The sequence below is a fragment of the Exiguobacterium sp. s59 genome (assembly GCF_018617475.1).
Lineage (GTDB): Bacteria > Bacillota > Bacilli > Exiguobacteriales > Exiguobacteriaceae > Exiguobacterium > Exiguobacterium aestuarii.
Map to the genome: position 1 here is coordinate 155,017 of NZ_JACSKG010000005.1, position 18,958 is coordinate 173,974.

The 18,958-nt window shown below is 46.4% G+C and carries 20 protein-coding genes; 5 read left to right on the top strand and 15 right to left on the bottom strand.

Annotation, left to right across the window (positions count from 1 at the left end):
- Nucleotides 1–28: 28 nt before the first annotated feature.
- A complete protein-coding gene (locus tag KNO91_RS11255) occupies nt 29–778 on the bottom strand; it encodes a FixH family protein (RefSeq protein WP_214817984.1) in 750 nt (249 codons plus the stop codon).
- A 265-nt stretch (nt 779–1,043) separates the two neighbouring features.
- Between KNO91_RS11255 and KNO91_RS11260 the strand changes: the two genes are divergently transcribed.
- Together KNO91_RS11260 and KNO91_RS11265 are read left to right on the top strand one after the other, a co-directional pair.
- A complete protein-coding gene (locus KNO91_RS11260) occupies nt 1,044–2,240 on the top strand; it encodes a LysM peptidoglycan-binding domain-containing protein (protein ID WP_214817986.1) in 1,197 nt (398 codons plus the stop codon).
- Nucleotides 2,241–2,305: 65 nt separating this feature from the next.
- A complete protein-coding gene (locus KNO91_RS11265; RefSeq protein ID WP_214817989.1) occupies nt 2,306–2,569 on the top strand; it encodes an LlsX family protein in 264 nt (87 codons plus the stop codon).
- A gap of 26 nt (nt 2,570–2,595) precedes the next feature.
- Here KNO91_RS11265 and KNO91_RS11270 read toward each other — a convergent pair whose 3' ends face one another.
- From KNO91_RS11270 to KNO91_RS11290, 5 genes are all read right to left on the bottom strand, one after another.
- Nucleotides 2,596–3,033 (bottom strand): hypothetical protein, encoded by a 438-nt coding sequence (locus tag KNO91_RS11270; RefSeq protein ID WP_214817992.1) that lies wholly within the window; start codon nt 3,031–3,033, stop codon nt 2,596–2,598.
- Nucleotides 3,030–4,355 carry a PepSY-associated TM helix domain-containing protein gene (locus KNO91_RS11275; protein WP_214817994.1) on the bottom strand — a complete coding sequence of 442 codons (1,326 nt, stop codon included), beginning with the start codon at nt 4,353–4,355 and terminating at the stop codon, nt 3,030–3,032. Before KNO91_RS11275 ends, KNO91_RS11270 begins: the two co-directional genes overlap by 4 nt.
- A gap of 216 nt (nt 4,356–4,571) precedes the next feature.
- Nucleotides 4,572–5,840 (bottom strand): isocitrate lyase, encoded by a 1,269-nt coding sequence (gene aceA, locus KNO91_RS11280; protein WP_214795989.1) that lies wholly within the window; start codon nt 5,838–5,840, stop codon nt 4,572–4,574.
- A 75-nt stretch (nt 5,841–5,915) separates the two neighbouring features.
- Nucleotides 5,916–6,212, bottom strand: a complete 297-nt coding sequence (locus KNO91_RS11285; protein ID WP_015880380.1) for a hypothetical protein — start codon at nt 6,210–6,212, stop codon at nt 5,916–5,918.
- Entirely contained in the window at nt 6,209–8,392 is a 2,184-nt protein-coding gene (locus KNO91_RS11290; RefSeq protein WP_214795987.1) for a malate synthase G, read from the bottom strand. The genes KNO91_RS11285 and KNO91_RS11290 overlap by 4 nt, the downstream gene beginning before the upstream one ends.
- 180 nt (nt 8,393–8,572) lie before the next feature.
- Between KNO91_RS11290 and KNO91_RS11295 the strand changes: the two genes are divergently transcribed.
- Complete coding sequence (locus KNO91_RS11295; protein ID WP_214795985.1) at nt 8,573–9,019, top strand: MarR family winged helix-turn-helix transcriptional regulator; 447 nt, start codon at nt 8,573–8,575, stop codon at nt 9,017–9,019.
- On the top strand, nt 9,016–9,651 hold the full coding sequence (locus tag KNO91_RS11300) for a nitroreductase family protein (protein ID WP_015880377.1): 636 nt from the start codon (nt 9,016–9,018) through the stop codon (nt 9,649–9,651). Before KNO91_RS11295 ends, KNO91_RS11300 begins: the two co-directional genes overlap by 4 nt.
- 39 nt (nt 9,652–9,690) lie before the next feature.
- Here KNO91_RS11300 and KNO91_RS11305 read toward each other — a convergent pair whose 3' ends face one another.
- The 9 genes from KNO91_RS11305 to KNO91_RS11345 all read right to left on the bottom strand — a co-directional run bounded on the left by KNO91_RS11305 (nt 9,691) and on the right by KNO91_RS11345 (nt 16,945).
- Nucleotides 9,691–10,353 carry an NAD(P)H-dependent oxidoreductase gene (locus KNO91_RS11305; protein WP_015880376.1) on the bottom strand — a complete coding sequence of 221 codons (663 nt, stop codon included), beginning with the start codon at nt 10,351–10,353 and terminating at the stop codon, nt 9,691–9,693.
- A 16-nt stretch (nt 10,354–10,369) separates the two neighbouring features.
- Nucleotides 10,370–10,981, bottom strand: coding sequence for an SAM-dependent methyltransferase (locus tag KNO91_RS11310; RefSeq protein ID WP_214817996.1), 612 nt, complete (start codon nt 10,979–10,981; stop codon nt 10,370–10,372).
- Nucleotides 10,978–11,985, bottom strand: coding sequence for an ABC transporter permease (locus KNO91_RS11315; protein ID WP_256441833.1), 1,008 nt, complete (start codon nt 11,983–11,985; stop codon nt 10,978–10,980). Before KNO91_RS11315 ends, KNO91_RS11310 begins: the two co-directional genes overlap by 4 nt.
- Complete coding sequence (locus tag KNO91_RS11320; protein ID WP_214818001.1) at nt 11,982–12,656, bottom strand: ABC transporter ATP-binding protein; 675 nt, start codon at nt 12,654–12,656, stop codon at nt 11,982–11,984. Before KNO91_RS11320 ends, KNO91_RS11315 begins: the two co-directional genes overlap by 4 nt.
- Nucleotides 12,657–12,697: 41 nt before the next feature.
- Complete coding sequence (locus KNO91_RS11325) at nt 12,698–13,426, bottom strand: GntR family transcriptional regulator (protein ID WP_074035076.1); 729 nt, start codon at nt 13,424–13,426, stop codon at nt 12,698–12,700.
- Nucleotides 13,427–13,505: 79 nt separating this feature from the next.
- The gene (locus KNO91_RS11330; RefSeq protein WP_371816664.1) at nt 13,506–14,930 is read right to left on the bottom strand and encodes a glycoside hydrolase family 1 protein; all 1,425 of its coding nucleotides are present in this window, start codon (nt 14,928–14,930) and stop codon (nt 13,506–13,508) included.
- Nucleotides 14,931–14,967: 37 nt separating this feature from the next.
- Complete coding sequence (gene celB, locus KNO91_RS11335; RefSeq protein WP_214796193.1) at nt 14,968–16,275, bottom strand: PTS cellobiose transporter subunit IIC; 1,308 nt, start codon at nt 16,273–16,275, stop codon at nt 14,968–14,970.
- Nucleotides 16,276–16,298: 23 nt separating this feature from the next.
- Nucleotides 16,299–16,643 carry a PTS sugar transporter subunit IIA gene (locus KNO91_RS11340; RefSeq protein WP_041917964.1) on the bottom strand — a complete coding sequence of 115 codons (345 nt, stop codon included), beginning with the start codon at nt 16,641–16,643 and terminating at the stop codon, nt 16,299–16,301.
- Nucleotides 16,644–16,648: 5 nt separating this feature from the next.
- Entirely contained in the window at nt 16,649–16,945 is a 297-nt protein-coding gene (locus KNO91_RS11345) for a PTS sugar transporter subunit IIB (protein WP_015880368.1), read from the bottom strand.
- 134 nt (nt 16,946–17,079) lie between these two features.
- On the opposite strand from KNO91_RS11345, the gene KNO91_RS11350 reads away from it, so the two are divergent.
- A complete protein-coding gene (locus tag KNO91_RS11350; protein ID WP_214818004.1) occupies nt 17,080–18,867 on the top strand; it encodes a type I phosphomannose isomerase catalytic subunit in 1,788 nt (595 codons plus the stop codon).
- Nucleotides 18,868–18,958: the final 91 nt, after the last annotated feature.

The window sequence follows — 18,958 nt, forward strand, 5'->3', positions numbered from 1 at the left end:
AAATCGGCTCAAACGCGAGCCGATTTTTTTATTTAACGTCTACCGTCTCCATCACGTGTTCATGAATGTCATGACCTTTCGTGACATGGACTTGAACGTTGTATGCGCCAGATTCAGTAAAGGTGTACGATCCTTTATACATTCCTGCCTCTACCTCTTCCAACTTCACCCACTCATGCTTTTCTGCCCCGTCTTGGAAGATTTCGAGTTGTACGTCTGCTCCCGCGAGCATCTCCTCTTCAATCATAACGTGCACCATGAACGGTTGTTCTTCACCTGCTGTCGCCTCTTTTGGGTCAAACGTGATATCCGCTCCAGCGTGGTGATGATGGTCACTATCCTCTTCCGCTTCGGCAACCGTTTCTGGATGTCCGACTGTCACGTTCGTCGTCGGCATCGTGTGCATCGAACGAGCCGTCACGTGAACTTGGACCGTGTAGACTGCTTCTTCAGCGAACGTCGTCTCCGCTTCATAGACGCCATCTTTCGTGAGCGTCGCCTTAATCATGTCGCTCTCTTCTTTCGCACCGTTCTTCCACACTTCGAATTTAATCTCATCCGCATCGTCTACAGGCTGACCGTCTTGCGTGACTTTTACAGATAAAGGTACTGTTTCTTCTTTTTCTGCCGTCGCCGCCACCGTCAACTCTGCTTCAACAGGTTCCATCGATTGTGGAACAGCTGCGCTTTCCGCTTCTTTTTCCGTGCCGCACGCACCGAGTACGAACAGGCCGATGAGTCCAAACACGACCCCAAACCGTGTCATCATCTTTTTCATCATAAGTCCTCCTTATAAATCGCTTACATCTTTCACACATTCTTCATGATACCATCCCTTTCTAGAAAGAGTGTGAGCATTCTGTGATATATCCCACGATACGTTCTCACAAATTTCACACATATGATTAATTGAAAATTTATCGTGTGCATTTCCGAATTTTAGTCCATCATTTCTAAAAAGGGGTATATAAAAACTATATAGGGTGTGCATTTGGAAAGTCTTAACATCAAGAGGATGACATCATGAATGGAGGCAAATTCAGATGAAACGTAGGGTCATTCGTGGGGCGATGGCATTTTTCATCTTATTGGCGATGGTGATCACACAATCGATTTCCGTCAGTGCCGCCGCTTCAAAATTTATCACGAGTGTGAACACGACGAGCAAGGTTGTCGCGTTGACATTTGATGACGGGGCAGACGGAGCAAACACGAACAAGATTTTAGAAATTTTGGCAAAAAACAACGTCAAAGCGACTTTCTTTTTGACCGGATCCGGTGCGAACAACCATCCCCAATACATTAAAAATATCGCCGCAAAAGGACATCAACTCGGTAATCACTCGTATACACATCCTGACTTCACGAAACTGACTGCCACTCAAATGAAATCAGAACTCGATCGCACGGAAGCCTTGATTCAATCATTGACCGGAAAAACGACAAAACCGATTTTCAGAGCACCTTTCGGAGCCGTCAATAGTGCCGTATTGAACGGCGTCGGTGCTGCCGGATATGGTTACACGATTCAATGGAACATCGACACCATTGACTGGAAAGGATTGACCGCGAGCCAAATCAATACGAAAGTACAAACCAATATCAAACCGGGTTCAATCGTCTTGATGCATACAGGTGCGGGTGCACCGGGTACCCCACTCGCATTACCGACGATGATTTCGCAACTTAAAGCAAAAGGGTACCAATTTGTCACGGTTTCGCAATTACTCGCCTATCAAAACACGTCAACGAACAAAACGTATACCGTGAAGTCCGGTGACACGTTGTACAGCATCGCACGGACATACGGCGTCACCGTTTCAGCTCTTGCTGCCGCAAACAATATCACGAACTACAGCTTGATCTATGTTGGACAAGTGCTCATCATCCCAGGAACAACCGTCACACCACCACCTACAACGACCGTGAAATATACGGTGAAGTCGGGCGACACACTCTACAAGATCGCGACAATGTACAATACGACCGTCGCGAAGATCGCAGCCGCCAATAACATCACGAACATCAACCTCATCAGTGTCGGACAGGTGCTCATCATTCCTGGAACGACCGTCACACCACCACCTACAACGACCGTGAAATATACCGTGAAGTCGGGCGACACACTCTACAAGATCGCGACAATGTACAATACGACCGTCGCAAAAATTGCAGCCGCTAATAACATCACGAACGTCAATCTCATCAGTGTCGGGCAAGTGTTGACCATTCCGAAATGATTGCCTCGTGAATCTTTTCCTCAGCTTGTGACGTATCGTATACAAACAGGAAAAGAGGAACCGCTATGACTAGAACCTTAATCCGTGTCAGTACTACTGCATTCGTCGGACTTTTGGTTTCAATTGCCACATTCTCGATTTTGATTTGGCTCGGTTATGAACAGGCACTCACATCCGGTGAGCCAATCCAATTCTTAACGCGTGACATTTATCAATTTGAGAATGGAATCGGAGTCGCTAACCAGAATCAGATGGCCATCCTCGGTGCCGGATTTATGGGCATTGTCGTTCTCATCGGAGAGATCGGGATACGTCTTAAACAAAAGTAACCGCTGCGCGAGCAGCGGTTACTTTTTTAATGCTGATGTCCCCCACCATGACCATGGGAGTGAGCTGTAGGTTGCTCCAGCTTGTCAATCTGGTCTTGCGGTACATCACCGACAATCATCCATGCGGTCGGTGTATACACTTTCTTCCCTTCATGCACCATGCCGTTCACTTGATAGATGCCTTGATCGAGCTTTAAGCTCGTCACGAGATATCCATCTTTTTCCGTCACTTCGTACGTCCGTGTCTCTTCTGACTCGTAAGGTGTCACTTGAATATGACTTTCCGTCACACGTTCGTCATTCGATACTTTCATCGCAAGCGTGGTCGACCCGACTTCCACACGTTCAGGTACAATCAATTGAATACCGATCGGATCAATCGTACGTTCTACCGGTTGAAGCTGACACGCTCCTAACCAAATCGTCGCTAGGATGAGAGGAATGACTTGGATGAATCGTTTCATGCTGCCACCTCCGCATTCAATTTCCGTCGACCGATGAACCAATCGAAAAGAAGCACGACGAGGATACTGATCCCTGCGAGCGGTAATGTGACACCGAGAAGTAAAATCAAGATACCGACGATTCGTTTGATTCGTTCATCCTCGAATCGCTTCATCTGTTCGATGGATCCGACTTTCCGTTTTCGCCACATCACGAATGAGCTGATGACCACGAAAATGAGACCTAGACAAAGCGCGACCCCGACCAATTGATTGAGTAAGCCGAATAGGCGACCTTCATGGAATGAGATTCCGACCGTAATCAATTTTCCGAGAATCCCATAATCCGCATACGTCACAGAGCTGAGTGTTTCACCACTATATTGATCTAAGTTCACCGTCGCTTCTTTAAACGGATGTCCTGCTGCCGATGTAACAGTGTAGACGCCTGTTTCGCCTTCAGGAAGCGAAATCGTGTACGGTCGATCAATCGACGTATTGTTCACGACCTGATTCAAGTCAATTGGCAATAGCGAACTCGGTGAAGACGCTGGGACGAGGTCTGCTTGTGTCGCCCAAGGCACGTCTTCTGCCACATCTTTCGTGGTCACGGTTGATTCAGGTTTAGCACCGAACGCATACGCGTACATCGGTGTTCCGGTGTTTGTCGATGAGGAAACCCATTGCAACATCGCACCCGACACGGATGACCAGGCCAATCCTGAACTGATGATGATGACAAGTCCTAACGATGACCATAAAGCGACGCTACCGTGCATTTGCTTCCACCACTGCCGCCCTTTCCCGAGCTTCGGCATAAGCATCCGAATCGGGTTTTTCCCACGTGGCCAGAATAAGAATGTCCCCGTAATAAGAAGAATGATCGCCCAGGACGCCGCGAGTTCGACGACCCAGTTCCCGATTTGACCACCTAATAGTGTGCCATGAATCAAAACTAATAGATCCATGCTACTTTCAGCAGTTCGCGTTCCTAAAACTTCTGCAGTTTCTGGATGAATATATGTATACATCATCTCGTCATTGTTCATCCAACCGATTCGAGTCGATTCTCCTTCACCTGGCAAACGGATCGATGTGATCATCGCCTCCGGATGTTCTGCCAGGAATGACTCCTTTTGGACTTCAATCGGTTGTTCTTCGGCAAATGATGCCGTCATCATGTCTCTGTATTGTATTTTCGTTAATTGCGGTTCAAATAAATAAATGCTGCCCGTCACAGCCAGGATAATAAAAATCGGTGCAAATATAAGTCCTGCATAAAAGTGCCAACGCCACACCGCTTGATACCAAGCGTTGCGTTTGTTCAATCGTTCCCCCTGCATGCCGCTTCCCCCTTTGTCATTGTGTCCAACTTGTGAACAGATTGAGTATACAAGGAATGGAAACGGTTTATTCTTTTCAATTGTGACAACTATTCGTCGAATTGAAGAAGTGAAAATGAACTTCAATTCATCTTTTTTTCACATTTTTACCAACCCTTCTCACACACTTTCACATAAATAAAGAGACACCAATAAATTGGCGTCTCCAAGATATGATCAATTTGTGAACTGCTCCGCCTCTGTCGATCCAGCTAATGCTGTCGTAGAGGACTGTCCTCCTGAAATCACAAGCGACACTTCATCGAAATAACCTGTTCCGACTTCACGTTGGTGACGTGTCGCCGTGTAACCATGAACTTCAGCCGCAAATTCTGCTTGTTGTAACTCTGAATAAGCCGCCATCCCGCGATCTTTGTACCCGCGTGCAAGTTCGAACATCCCGAAGTTGAGCGCGTGAAATCCAGCGAGTGTGACGAACTGGAACTTGTATCCCATCGCACCGATCTCTTGTTGGAACGTCGCAATCTCTTCGTCTGACAACTTCTTCTTCCAGTTGAACGACGGTGAACAGTTGTACGCGAGGAGTTTTCCTGGATACTTCGCATGAATCGCTTCGGCAAATTGACGAGCCTCCGCTAAGTCTGGTTCAGACGTCTCACACCAGACGAGGTCTGCATATGGTGCATAAGCGAGTCCACGAGCGATCGCTTGTTCGATGCCGGCTTCCGTACGATAGAATCCTTCCGGTGTACGCTCCCCAATGATGAACGGGTGATCGATTGGATCGATGTCGCTCGTGATCAAGTTCGCCGCGTGCGCATCTGTCCGCGCTACAATGACGGTCGGGACACCCATGACGTCTGCCGCGAGTCGAGCCGAGATCAAGTTTTTCACAGCCGTCTGAGTTGGGAGTAACACCTTCCCACCAAGGTGACCACATTTCTTCTCAGACGAGAGCTGGTCTTCGAGGTGAACGCCGGCAGCCCCTGCTTCGATCATCGCCTTCGTCAATTCGAACACGTTGAGCACCCCACCGAATCCTGCTTCCATATCCGCGACAATCGGTGCGAACCAATGTGTGTCGCCCTTTCCTTCCGCCGTTTGAATTTGATCGGCACGTTGGAGTGCCTGATTGATTCGTTTGACGACACTCGGAACCGAGTTGGCCGGATATAGACTTTGGTCTGGATACATATGACCCGATAGATTCGCATCCGCCGCTACTTGCCAGCCGCTCAAGTAAATCGCTTCAAGTCCTGCCTTCACTTGCTGAATGGCTTGGTTTCCTGTCAACGCGCCAAGTGCATGCACGTAGTCACGCTCGTGCATCAATTGCCATAAGCGTTCCGCTCCCTTTGTCGCGAGCGTCTGTTCAATCACAATCGATCCTCGTAATTTCATAACATCTTCTACGGAATATGGACGTTCTACCCCTTCAAATCGTTCCGACTTCCAGCTATCCATCAATTGTTCGCGTTGTTTCATCAATAAACCCTCCTGTATTATATTAATTTCAATAAATTAAATTTGTTATATAACAGATAGTGCAAAATAAATGGGTTAGTCAAGGTAAGCACAGCACTCCAATGCCGCTTTGAACGTCGAGTGTTCCATTCCACAGCAACGACAGACGTTCTCTTCGTCCCGATCTTCCGGTTTGCGGAAGACGACGACTTCATCAATCGGTTCCTTCATGATTTGAAGTGATCCATCTGCCCGGTCCAAGACGAGACGCATCAAGTCGTTCCCGTATACGAATGCTGTATTCGCCAAAGAAGCTGTCGATTCTCCAGATACGATGCGGCGGACGACCCAACGTTCAATCAACTGTTCGCTTTCCATTTTTTTCGTAGTCATGATGAGGTTCCTCCTTTAAGGTTTAACTCCATAGTTTGTCGTTTCATAAATTCACGGCGACGGCGATGTAAGATCGGTTCTGTGTACCCGTTCGGTTGTTTCAACCCATGAAACACGAGTTCATGCGCAGCTTGATAAGCGATCGATTGATCGACGTTCGGTGTCATCGGTCGATAATTTGGATCTGCCTCGTTTTGTTCATCGACGACCTGTGCCATTCGATAGAGTGTGACTTCGACTTGATCTGCTGAACAGATGCCATGATGCAACCAGTTGGCCACGTGCTGGCTTGAAATACGAAGTGTTGCCCGGTCTTCCATTAGCCCAATATGATGAATGTCTGGCACTTTCGAACAACCAACACCTTGTTCGACCCAGCGAACGACGTATCCGAGCAATCCTTGCAAGTTGTTCTCGAGCTCTTCTCTGATTTCGTCTTGCGAATAGATGCGTGTCGCGAGCGGAATATCGAGGAGTTGTTGTCGTTCATTTTCCAAAGCAGGTTGCTGCATCAATTGTCGCTGCACAGCAAAAGCGTCGAGTTGATGATAGTGCATCGCATGGAGCGTCGCTGCCGTCGGGGAAGGCACCCACGCCGTTGTCGCCCCGGACCGTACGTGCGCAATCTTTTCACGCATCATGTCCCGCATCCGATCAGGCATCGCCCACATCCCTTTCCCGATTTGTGCACGGTGATGGAATCCGCTCTCGAGACCAGTCGATACATTCAATTGTTCGTATGCAGCGAGCCAAGGAGACGTCTTCATCTCTCCTTTTCGACGCATTGGTCCAAGTGTCATCGAGGAATGAATCTCATCCCCCGTCCGGTCGAGGAAGCCCGTGTTGATGAAGACGACCCGATCTTTCACTTGAGCGATACAGTTTTTTAAATTGAGCGACGTTCGTCTCTCTTCATCCATCACGCCGACTTTTAACGTATGGCGAGGAAGGCTCAATCGATCTTCCACGGCGTCAAATAAGTCGTTGGTGAATGCCACTTCTTCAGATCCATGCATTTTTGGCTTGACGATATAGATGGACCCTTCCCGAGAGTTAAGGTTGCGATGTAGATGTCGACTCGCAATCAGTGAAGTAAAGATGGTGTCTACTATACCTTCTGGTACCTCGCGACCTTCTGCATCAAGCATCAAGTCTGTCGTCATCAAGTGTCCGACGTTCCGAATGAATAAGAGCGCGCGTCCCGGGAGGACGACTTCCGCTCCACCTTTTCCGATTAAACGCTTATCCTCATTCAAATGTCGTGAGAGTCGCTTCCCGTTCTTTTCGAACGATGCTTCAAGCGTCCCATCCATGAGGCCAAGCCAATTGCGATACAGATGAACTTTGTCTTTCGCACAAACGGCTGCGACCGAGTCCTCACAATCCACGATTGCGGATAGGGCTGATTCGAGCTCGATGTCCATCAGTCCAGCAGGGTCGACTTTCCCGACCGGATGTTCACGGTCGAATTGCAGTTCAACGTGTAAGGCATGGTGCTGGAGCATCAATGTTTTCAAATTGTTCAAGTCCCCGGTATAACCGACGAAGGAATCATGTGCGAATGCGTGCTCATCTTCCCCAATCACCGCGTAGGCGACATCATCACGAACGAAGTAACGTGTCACTTCCCCGTGCGATCCTGACGGCAAAGGGAACGTGTCATCTAGAAACTGTTTTGCCAATCGAATGACTTCATTGCCGCGAATGGGATTGTATCCCGGCCCTTTTTCCGTACCGTCCGTCTCTTCAATCATGTCTGTTCCATAAAGGGCGTCGTAAAGACTTCCCCATCTGGCATTGGCGGCGTTGAGTGCATATCTAGCATTGTCTAATGGTACGACGAGTTGCGGACCGGCTTGATGCGCGATTTCTCGGTCAACATTCGACACGTCAATGTTGAAATCTTCGACGACCGGTTCGATATAGCCGATTGACGTTAAAAACGTCTCATATTCGATCGGGTCGACTTCGTCTTGCTGACTGTACCACTCCTGTAACAATCGTTCGTATGTCGCACGCTTTTCTAGAAGCATCTGATTCACTGGAATGAAACGCTCTAGAAGCGATTCAACACCTTCCCAAAAATCGTTGATTTCATGGGGTTCAAGTACGTTTGTATTCACGAATTCAAACAGCTTCTCATGAACATGGTACGTATTTAGCCGTTCGTAATGTTCCAAGCGCTCACATCCTCCTTAATCATTGTTATATATCAGTTGATTACAATATAGACTATTATATAACAGTTTGACAACCCATTTCTTAAAACTTTTTATTTGAAATCTCCTCAAGATGGGTTTACTATACATTGTGTGACCCATCAATGATTGAGTCATCAATGATTTGAGGAGGCGATGTGCATGCGAGATTCTTGCTCGCTTCGTGATCAAATTCTCTATCACATCATCACCGTACAAAAAGAATTGGGGCAATTATTCGACTCCGAAATGAACGGGCTCAGCTTAAGTCGCTATGACATTTTAAGCAACCTGTATCACGTCGGTCCATTGCGGCAACGTGAATTGCAACAACGCGTTGATGTCGATCATGCGGCTATCACCCGACACCTGAAACAGCTAGAGACACAAGGACTTATCACGCGTAGACGTTGTGAACAGGACAACCGTGTCATCTATGTCGAGTTGACAGACGATGGTCGTGAACAAATTGCACATTGGACTGAGCAAAAAGAGTGCTTAACGGACCGACTTTTTGTCAACATGAAGGTAGAGGATCAACAACAGTTATTAACATCTTTGACGATGTTACAAGATACAATTGACCATGAAAGGAAGACAACAATATGAACACTGCTACACAAAAAGACTTTATGGAGATTGTCAAAGGACGCCGTTCGATTCGTGTATACGATGAGAACGTCAAAATCTCAAAAGAAGAAATGACACAAATTCTTGAAGAGGCGACGACAGCACCTTCATCACTTAACCTACAACCATGGCGCTTCGTCGTCATCGATAGCGCAGAAGGAAAAGAAACACTCCTTCCACTCGCAAGCTTCAACAAACGCCAAGTCGAAACGTCTTCAGCGGTCATCGCACTCTTCGCTGACTATCAAATGGCAGACTACACAGAAGAGATTTTCGATACAGCGGTAGAACGCGGGATGATGCCGGCTGAGGTCCGTGACCGTCAAGTCGACATGATCAAAGGCATCTTCAAAGACGCACCGAAAGAAATGATTAAAGACAGCATCATGCTTGATTCAGGTCTCGTTGCGATGCAACTCATGCTCGTCGCACGTGCTCATGGTTACGACACAAACCCAATCGGCGGATACGATAAAGCGAACATCGCGGAAGCGTTCGGCCTCGACAAAGAACGTTACCTTCCAGTCATGCTTCTCTCAATCGGAAAAGCAGCAGAAGAAGGATATCCATCAGTACGCTTCCCAGTCGACCGCATCACAGACTGGAAATAATTCAAAAGGGTACATCGCCGAGGCGATGTACCCTTTTTTTCATCCGATATATTTGACGACTTCGTTAAAGTCACGACGTGTTTTCGGGGCAAAATCGCGCGCCCGGTACCCAAATGCGACCATAACCGAAAGCGACCATTCGCCTCGTTCCATGACACCTTCTGAGATGAGCAACTCATCGATTTCCTCTTGATTGAACCCTTCAATCGGGCATGAATCAATCTCGATTTGTGCGGCCGCCGTCATCATGTTCCCAAGTGGGATATATGTCTGACGCTTGATCCATTCTTGGAAGACGCGCTCATCGTCTAATAGACGATAATCGTTCTCTTGAAACTCCTGTACTCGTTTCACGCGTTGTGCGTATTCTTCTTCCGTGCGACCTTGTACGCCCGTCACGATATGACGAATATAGTCCGCATCGTAACGCATCGCTTTCGGTGTTCTTGCGAGAATTAACACGAAGTGACTCGCGGTCAAAGCCTGACCTTGCGCTCCCCATGCGTGATCTTTAATTTTTTGGAGTAAATCTTCCCGACGGACCACGACAAACTGCCACGGCTCAAACCCGAACGAACTCGGGGAAAGACGTCCTGTCTCTAAAATGAACTCCATGTCCTCTTCTTTGATTTTACGATCCGCATCGAATGCTTTCGTCGCTTGACGCCAACGATACGCCTCTAAAATGTCTTTCTTTTTCATCGTGCTCACTCCTCCATCACCAAGATGATTCCATCATATCAAAACGATAAATCAAAAATCGCTCATGAAGATTCTTGAGGGGCAGTCGAACGGACTGTACATAGTGAAAAGGCGTTTCGTCGTTCAAATAATGGAGATACGCATCTGCCGGGTAATACAAGATCACATCGACCGGACGGGGGGATGTCTCAACAGATTCGATGATGTTGGCAATCACTTGTCGAAAGATGTTTACCGAGAACGGATTAAAGAAGTAGAACCGATTCGCATCCGATGGAATCGTAAATTCCTCCGCGAGCCCCTGTTCCAATTGAACACTTCCTCGGGTCCGGTGTTTCTTCGTATAACTCACTAAATTTTGAAGCGCCTCTTCGTGGAACCCACCGTCCATCTCGACACCAATTGCCCGCACACGAAACGTATACGCCAAATAGAACGGCAGACGCCCCTTGCCCGAACCGAAATCCACGATGGTATCTGTGGACTCTAGCGGATACGCATCTCGAAGCAAATCGAGCGCTTCGTAAGGAGTCGGTTCATAACGGTGATATTCCGCCGACGACGGGAATCCCTGCTGAGGTTTAGCCGTCTGGATGTGTAATAGGTGCTCATATTGCTGTTCGTTCATGATGAACCTCTTTCTTGAATGGATTGGAAGAATGGATGCCGCTCCATCTCCCTCGTGAACGACGTATGCTCCTGATAGGCGACATACAATAGATAAATCGGAACCAACACTTTGAACCAGCTCGGAAGGAGAATCACGCTCGTGACCCCGAGCGGAATGAGTCGAAACCATAAATTCCGATGACTCGGCGTTCTAAAGTACATAAGGAGTGCCATCGTCCGTCTGACGGTTCCAAAGCGATTCGGTCTCGGTCGATACAAGGGACGTTTTCGCTCACTCGTCTTTTCGATGGCACCTGAGGTTGTCAGTAGCATACGGTCGAACGAGGCACGTTCACGTTCCCCGATCTCAATCTCGCGACCGATATTCGGATGTCTCGATACCCATCCTTCCCCGACGTATAACGCAAAGGTGACCATCACGCTTCCAATCAATACACCGAGTAACACCGACTCAATCAATAGCGCATACGCGCCTACGAAAGCAAGGAGTATGATCAAGAATCGCTTCGTAAGGTGGGCATGTCGGAGGCGAAGCTGATATTGAATCCACGCATGACACCAAGCAAGCAGGAGAAACGCGGCTCCGAATGCGAGAATCTCGACAGCACTTCTTCCCTTCATGTGAAGAATCGGCGCAATCAATGAAAGATAGAATCCGTATTGAATGACATGTTGAACGAGATGATATGAAACAGAATACCATTTTAACTGCCGAATCATGCTCCGGTCAGACACGAGGATGATGTCGGCGCGCTCCACCCAGACAAAAATACGATCCTGCCACATCACCCACCCGAACAGGATTGCCCATAACAGGTAAGGTACATCACGCAACCAATCGATATTCCCTTCCCATACGAGCCAGTAGGAATAGCCTGCCCATATGAGCAGAGGAACTACCCCATATAAAAAAATCGTCCAATCGACAATCAATCGGACTGTCTTCCACTGTTGCTTCATATAACGGGAGACACGCATCCAAAATAGTCGTTTCGCAATCATCGGAGCGCCACATCTTCCATCATATCGAACAAGGTCATCCCCTCTGTTTCGAGCGCTTCCCGAATCTCTGCTTTCGTCCCACTCGCCAGCAGTTGTCCGTCATCAATCCATACGAACCGGTCACACAACCGCTCCGCCGTATCAAGAACGTGTGTGACTAGTAAGACAGCGGCTCCCCTCATGCGCTCCGCTTCTAACAGTCGAAGTAGCTGAATCGTCGTCGTTGCATCCAACCCGATAAACGGTTCATCGACAATCAATACATGCGCTTCTTGGATGAGCGCCAATAAAATCATCGCTTTCTGTTTCATCCCTTTTGAAAATGAAGAAAGATAGCGGTCTGTCACATATTCTAGTCGGAAAAGCTGCAGCAACGCCTCTGTCTTTTCTGTCGAATCCACGCCCGTCAATTCTTGGACGAGCGCGATATGTTCAGATAGTGTCAAATAATCATAGTAGACCGGTTGTTCCGGGATATATGCATAGCGTTCCATCTCGACCGTTCCCTTCATCCAAGGAATCGTTCCGGTAAGACAGGCGATGGTGGTCGTTTTTCCCGCACCATTCGACCCAATCACTCCTAAAATCTCACCTGATCGCACATCAAACGAGATGTCTTGGATGATGGGCTCGTTTATCTCGTATCCTGCCTGTTCAATTTTCACATCCACGATGGGTCCTCCTTACGAAAAAGTCGCCATCGCGGCGACTTTTATTTCACAATATTGACCGATGAAAACACAAATTTATCGTATCGATGACGGGCAAACGAATACTCGAACGGTTTCCCGTTACTTAAATAGACCACTTGCTCGACTTCGATAATCGGTTCAGTGATATCATTCTTCAAGTAAGCTTGATCGTACTCATCCGGTTTATCTGCTCGAATCACTTTATGCGAGCTTGTAATCGTATAACCCAGATCTTCTTGAATATACGCGTACACGGATTTTTCCAAAATTTCACGCGTGATTCCTGTAATGAGGTTAGCAACCATGTACGTCAATTCGATGACATACGGCTCATCGTCTACGTAACGCACACGACGTATTTCATAGACTGGTTCTGTCAGCTCAATCATGAGATGATTGGCGACTTCCTGACACGGAAACTTCACCTCAAAATTCAGGACTTCACTTCGTAACGAGCGATCTCCGATTACTTGAGTCAGCCCTCTCGTTTCTTTGCTAATCACGTTGATGCGATCTTTTTGGAAGCTCGACTGTAAAATGAATGTTCCTTTACCACGTTTACGATAAATCAGCCCTTCCATGACGAGAATCTCAAGCGCACGTTTCATCGTCATTCTGCTCACCCCAAACTCTTGGGCCAAATGGATTTCATCAGGTAATGCATGTTCTAGCGGATAAACGTGTTCAATAATTCTTTTACGAATTTCATCAGCAATGGTTTCATATTTCGGTTTTTTCTTAGTAGACATATAGCACCTCATGTATAGACATATATGTACAATATATCAAAAAAAGCTGACAAAGAGTAGTCTTTGTCAGCTTACTTCATTATTCTGTAAAACCATTAGCGTCAATCAACTGTTTAAACCAGTGCCCTGATTTTTTTACAGTACGTTGTTGTGTATCTAAGTCAATGCCTACAAATCCATAGCGATTTTTATAAGCATTGCTCCATGACCAATTGTCCATGAACGTCCAAAGATGGTAGCCTTTCACGTTTGAACCCTCTTCAATCGCTTGATGCATCCATTTCAGATGTTCGCGAATGAAATCAATTCGATAATCGTCTTGGACACTTCCGTTCTCGTCACGATAACGCTCTTCACCCTCGACACCCATTCCATTCTCTGAAATGAAGCAAGGAATATTACCATAGTTTTCTTTTAGATTGATTAATATATCATAGATTCCTTTTTCGTAAATTTCCCATCCACGATAAGGATTCATTTTACGTCCAGGCATCTCATAAAAATCAAATAAGTTTTCCGGTAAGAATGGTGCGTCCGGATTCGGCAGTGATGCTTTTGCTTTCACGCGACGCGGCTGGTAATAGTTGATGCCAAGCAGGTCTACTGTATGTTCTCGAATGAGTTCAAGATCGCCTGTTTCTATCTGTGGCATCGCATCTTCAGACTTCAACACCTCTACTAATTCTTGAGGGAACGTGCCTAAAACAGATGGATCGAGGAACGAGCGATTGAACATCGCATCAGCAATGCGCGCTGCGCTCAAATCAGCTGGGTGCTGACTTCTCGGATATGAGGGTGTCAGATTTAAGATGATCCCAATTTGCCCTGATTGTCCCATGTCACGATACGCTTCGATTGCCTTCGCACTCGATAAGATCGAGTGGTACGCTACTTGGACAGCTCGCTTGAAATCAACAACGTTTGGATAATGAAAATCATATAAATATCCACCCTCTACCGGTACAATCGGTTCATTATGCGTGAACCACTTCTCGACGCGGTCACCAAACAACTCAAAGCATGTCTTCGCAAAGGTGACATATGCCTCCACGACTTCCCGTGACTCCCAACCACCTTGTTCTTGAAGCGCCATCGGCATATCAAAGTGATACAGATTGATGAACGGTTCGATACCGTTATCAATTAAGCAATTGATGACATTGTTATAAAATGTGATTGCCTCTTCATTTACTTCCCCGACACCTTGTGGAAAAAGGCGTGACCATGAAATGGAGAAACGGAACGTGTTATGCCCGAGTTCTTTCATCAATGCGATATCTTCTTCATACAAATGATAGAAGTTTGAGGCCTCTGTTGCGCTCACGCCATTGAAAAAGCGATTCGGCTCTTGCATGTACCAATAATCCCAGATGTTCAATCCTTTTCCACCTTCAAAAGCAGCACCTTCCATCTGTGTAGCAGAAGAAGCCGTCCCCCACCAAAAGTCTGTCGGAAATTGATAGGTCTTTTGCTCTTTCATTCGTGTTTGTGTCGGGTTCGTCATCTTTTATCTCTCCCTTATTTCTATTTTCTCTATTTGTTTACACTGCTTCTTGTTTATCTGTTGATTCTTCTAACTCTTTTTTCAAGTTCATGCGGTCGATAAATTTCAAGAACGGGAACCAAATCGCCAAAATAATGAAAAAGTTCACGATTTGAAGAAGACCTCCGGCAAGCGAATTCGTCGCCATCATGCCACTCAGGATCATTGGGACGGTCCATGGAACAGCGACACCCGTTGGTGGTGGGACTAAGCCTGTCGACATCGCGAAGTATGTGACCGTTACCGTCACGAGCGGTGCGACAATCCAAGGAATCATGATGAGCGGGTTCATAACGATCGGAAGTCCGAAGATGACCGGCTCGTTTACGTTGAATAGTCCAGGCCCGAGGGATAGTTTCCCGATTTGTTTCAACTGTTTCGATTTCAAGAACAACAAGATGGCCACGACGACAGCAAGTGTAGATCCGGAACCACCAAGCCCTACCGTGTAAATTTCAATGAACTGTTTACTGATAATGTTCGGAACATCTCCAGTCGAGGTATAAGCCGTCAAGTTTTCCACAGATAATGTGTTCCAAATCGGGTCCATCACCGAGTTGACGATGACCTGACCGTGGAGTCCGAAGAACCAAAATAGCTGAACGAAGAAGATTGCGATCAACGTTGGAATGAGACCATTCCCCAATGTCACAAGCGGTTGCTGAACGACGTTGAAAATGACGTCATGAAGATTCGTATTGAATAAGTTCGTCACGATGATGTTGAATGTTAAAAATACAGTCAAGGTTAATAATGCAGGAACAAGTGCTGAGAATGATTTCGCAACAGCTGGCGGTACTCCATCCGGCATCTTAATCGTCCAGTTCTTTTGAACGACAAATCGATAAATCTCACCGGACAGGAATCCTGTAATCATCGCAAGGAACATCCCTTTCGCTCCAAGGCGATCCAATGGAAGGACATTCCCGACTGCCTCTGACATACCGTCCACTTCAATCAAGAAAGGCGTTAAGAGAAGGAAAGACACGAGTGAAATCGCTCCTCCGAAGACAGCCTCGACTTGATAACTTTTCGATAGATAATACCCGATACCGAAGACGACAAAGATAGACATAATCCCCATCGTTGCAGATGGTGCGTTCCCAAGTGATGTTTTAAATACACTGAGTGTACTCTCGGACATGAAACGGTCGAGGAACGGCAGGTTTGCAATGACGACGATGATTGACCCAAACATGGTAATTGGGAAAGCGAGCATGAATGCATCTCGCAATACTTGTAAATAGCGACTGTTGTTTAAATAGGTCGCCATCGGCATGAGCAGTTTACTGATCATGTTGAACATCTTATTGTCCTGTGGCATATGATTCACCCTTCTTGATTAGGATTTACAATCTTTTGTTCGACCATTTCGACCAAACCCGCTGTCAAATCAAGCATCGTTTGCGTAGACATTAAATGGTCCTCTGCATGAAGAAGCAATAAAGAGACGTCTGTTTTTTCTCCATTCGCTTCTCTTTGGATTTGTGAAAAGTGTGTTTGATGTGCTTCTTTCAATTGTCCACGTGCCTCATCAATCTTTTCTTCGAACGTTTCATAAGAACTCGTTTTATACAGTTGAATCGCTTCCTGAATCGTACTTCTCGCATTGCCACTGTGCAAAATCATCATGAATGCCATTTGCTCCAAGGTTAACTCGTCTACCTGTTCCACGTTGTTCACCCCATTAATTTCATCGCTTGTTCGTATGCAGCTTTTCCATTCGCCGTGCCGTATGCCATCATATCGATTACTTCAATCGGTGTTGATGTTTGCGCTTTCAATTTATCCAACAAGAAACGCATTTGTGGACCAATCAAAATCACATCTGCCTCGTCCATCTCGGTTACGACCTGATCTTGACCGACTGCCCAAATCTTCGCCTCATCCCCGATTGATGTGGCATGATCTTTCATCTTCGTTACGAGTAAACTCGTCGACATCCCTGAACTACACGCTAATAAGATTTTCTTCATGTGTCCTCACTCCTTATTTGAAATCGATTACATGTTTTATTATACACATGATTTATTTCATGTCTATACTTGATTTATACTTTGTTTAGTTTTTAAATTCATAAGTGTATATTAAATTTACGGGAGGACAGGATATGAGCGCTATTCTTTTAAAGCCACACTATCAACAGCGACTTTGGGGAGGGGAGCGTCTGAAGCAATTTGGTTTCGATTTCAATGACCCTTCGATTGGTGAAGCTTGGACGGCTTCTGCATTAGAAAAAGGTAGTTCAACCGTTGTTTCCGGACCTTACGTTGGTCTTTCTTTGCGTGAACTCTATCAACAACATCCAGAGTTGTTTCAAATTAAAGCGGACGTGTTTCCGTTACTGATTAAATGGATTGATGCGAACGATGATTTGTCTATTCAAGTTCATCCGGATGATTCGTTAGCGGAACAACTCGAAAACGAATCATATGGAAAAAATGAATGTTGGTATATTCTCGATGCTCCAGCAAATGCGACACTCATTTACGGTCACTCCTATGCCACCTCAGAAGACTTCAACAAAGCGCTTGAAACAGGCGATTTGGAAAACGGCTTGATACGAAAATCGATTCATACCGGTGATTTTTTCTATGTCCCAGCTGGAACGGTCCATGCATTGACAAAAGGGGTATGCGTACTGGAAATTCAACAAAGTTCGGACACAACCTATCGTCTATACGATTACGAGCGACTGGATGTGACGACCGGTCGTCCACGTGAACTTCACGTAGAGAAGGGCATTCTCGCTTCTTTCGTCCCTCACCTTGGCTATAGTGAACCAATCCGTCAACTCGATCACTTTCGAACACGTTTGACGAAGAATCCATTCTTCTTCGTGGAAAAATGGCATGTTACAGCGAAAGAAAAGATTTCGACCGACACGTTCCGGTTACTATCTGTCGTGCAAGGAACACTAATCATTGATGAGATGGAAATACCTACGGGAGGTACACTCCTTCTCCCGGCCAATGAGTCGTTCTTGATTGAGGGAGAAGCGATTTGTCTAGTGACTGGTGTTCCTTCCGATGAAAAACAAGCTGTTCGAATCGGGATTGATTTAGGAGGGACGAACACTCGGATTGCGGCTGTTTCACTCAAAGGTGAAGTACTGAAACAACTCACCTTTAACACGCAGCCTCAACTTCCTTTCGAAGAGGCACTACAATCTATTGAGACTGCGATTCATCAATTCAATGTTGAATTCGATATCCGGCATGTCGGGATTGTAGCTCCCGGTCCACTCGATTTGAAACAAGGGATGTTTTTAACGCCTCCAAACCTTCCGAATTGGCACAATCAAAAAATCGTTGAGCCTTTAACACAGCGCCTCGACTTTTCTGTCACCCTTGAAAACGATGCGAATGCGGCAGCTCTCGCAGAAGCCAAATTTGGGGCAGGAAAAGGATTCGATGCTGTTTTTTATGTAACAGTCAGCACTGGAATCGGTGGCGGTTATGTCTATAAACATCAAATCATTCGAGGGGCGAACGGCAGTGCCGGTGAAATCGGAAATATGATTATCCGTTCGAACGGACCAGTTCATCCCGTATTGAATCGAGGCTCTCTCGAATCACTGGCAAGTGGAACAGCACTCATGAATCGTGCAAGTGAAAAAGGATATACAACTGTCCCATCGCTACTATTAGATGAGGAGTACCGCCATTACTTCGTCGAGGAATTAGCTAGTGGATTAGCCAACATCATTCATACCGTCGATCCTGATGTCATTGTATTAGGGGGCGGCGTCATGTTGTCGGCCTCATTATTTTGGAACGAATTACAAGAAGCCGTCTCGAATAAAATGTATCCACATGCTAGTGGAAAAACGCGTCTCTGCCTCACTCAATTGTCAGGAGATGCGGGCGTGATTGGCGCCGCCTTTGTCGAAGCATAATGCGATTTGAAAAAACGGACGTTCAACGTGAATGTCCGTTTTTTCGTATACAGACATATGAAATGAATCAAGATTATACTTTGCGAATCAT

Coding starts and splice junctions, on each gene's coding strand:
- KNO91_RS11325 (WP_074035076.1), bottom strand. CDS start 13,426: ATGTCTACTAAGAAAAAACCGAAATATGAAACCATTGCTGATGAAATT.
- KNO91_RS11285 (WP_015880380.1), bottom strand. CDS start 6,212: ATGACTACGAAAAAAATGGAAAGCGAACAGTTGATTGAACGTTGGGTC.
- KNO91_RS11305 (WP_015880376.1), bottom strand. CDS start 10,353: ATGAAAAAGAAAGACATTTTAGAGGCGTATCGTTGGCGTCAAGCGACG.
- KNO91_RS11255 (WP_214817984.1), bottom strand. CDS start 778: ATGAAAAAGATGATGACACGGTTTGGGGTCGTGTTTGGACTCATCGGC.
- KNO91_RS11295 (WP_214795985.1), top strand. CDS start 8,573: ATGCGAGATTCTTGCTCGCTTCGTGATCAAATTCTCTATCACATCATC.
- KNO91_RS11300 (WP_015880377.1), top strand. CDS start 9,016: ATGAACACTGCTACACAAAAAGACTTTATGGAGATTGTCAAAGGACGC.
- KNO91_RS11330 (WP_371816664.1), bottom strand. CDS start 14,930: ATGACGAACCCGACACAAACACGAATGAAAGAGCAAAAGACCTATCAA.
- KNO91_RS11260 (WP_214817986.1), top strand. CDS start 1,044: ATGAAACGTAGGGTCATTCGTGGGGCGATGGCATTTTTCATCTTATTG.
- KNO91_RS11275 (WP_214817994.1), bottom strand. CDS start 4,355: ATGCAGGGGGAACGATTGAACAAACGCAACGCTTGGTATCAAGCGGTG.
- KNO91_RS11315 (WP_256441833.1), bottom strand. CDS start 11,985: ATGATTGCGAAACGACTATTTTGGATGCGTGTCTCCCGTTATATGAAG.
- KNO91_RS11310 (WP_214817996.1), bottom strand. CDS start 10,981: ATGAACGAACAGCAATATGAGCACCTATTACACATCCAGACGGCTAAA.
- KNO91_RS11350 (WP_214818004.1), top strand. CDS start 17,080: ATGAGCGCTATTCTTTTAAAGCCACACTATCAACAGCGACTTTGGGGA.
- KNO91_RS11345 (WP_015880368.1), bottom strand. CDS start 16,945: ATGAAGAAAATCTTATTAGCGTGTAGTTCAGGGATGTCGACGAGTTTA.
- aceA (WP_214795989.1), bottom strand. CDS start 5,840: ATGAAACAACGCGAACAATTGATGGATAGCTGGAAGTCGGAACGATTT.
- KNO91_RS11270 (WP_214817992.1), bottom strand. CDS start 3,033: ATGAAACGATTCATCCAAGTCATTCCTCTCATCCTAGCGACGATTTGG.
- celB (WP_214796193.1), bottom strand. CDS start 16,275: ATGTTCAACATGATCAGTAAACTGCTCATGCCGATGGCGACCTATTTA.
- KNO91_RS11265 (WP_214817989.1), top strand. CDS start 2,306: ATGACTAGAACCTTAATCCGTGTCAGTACTACTGCATTCGTCGGACTT.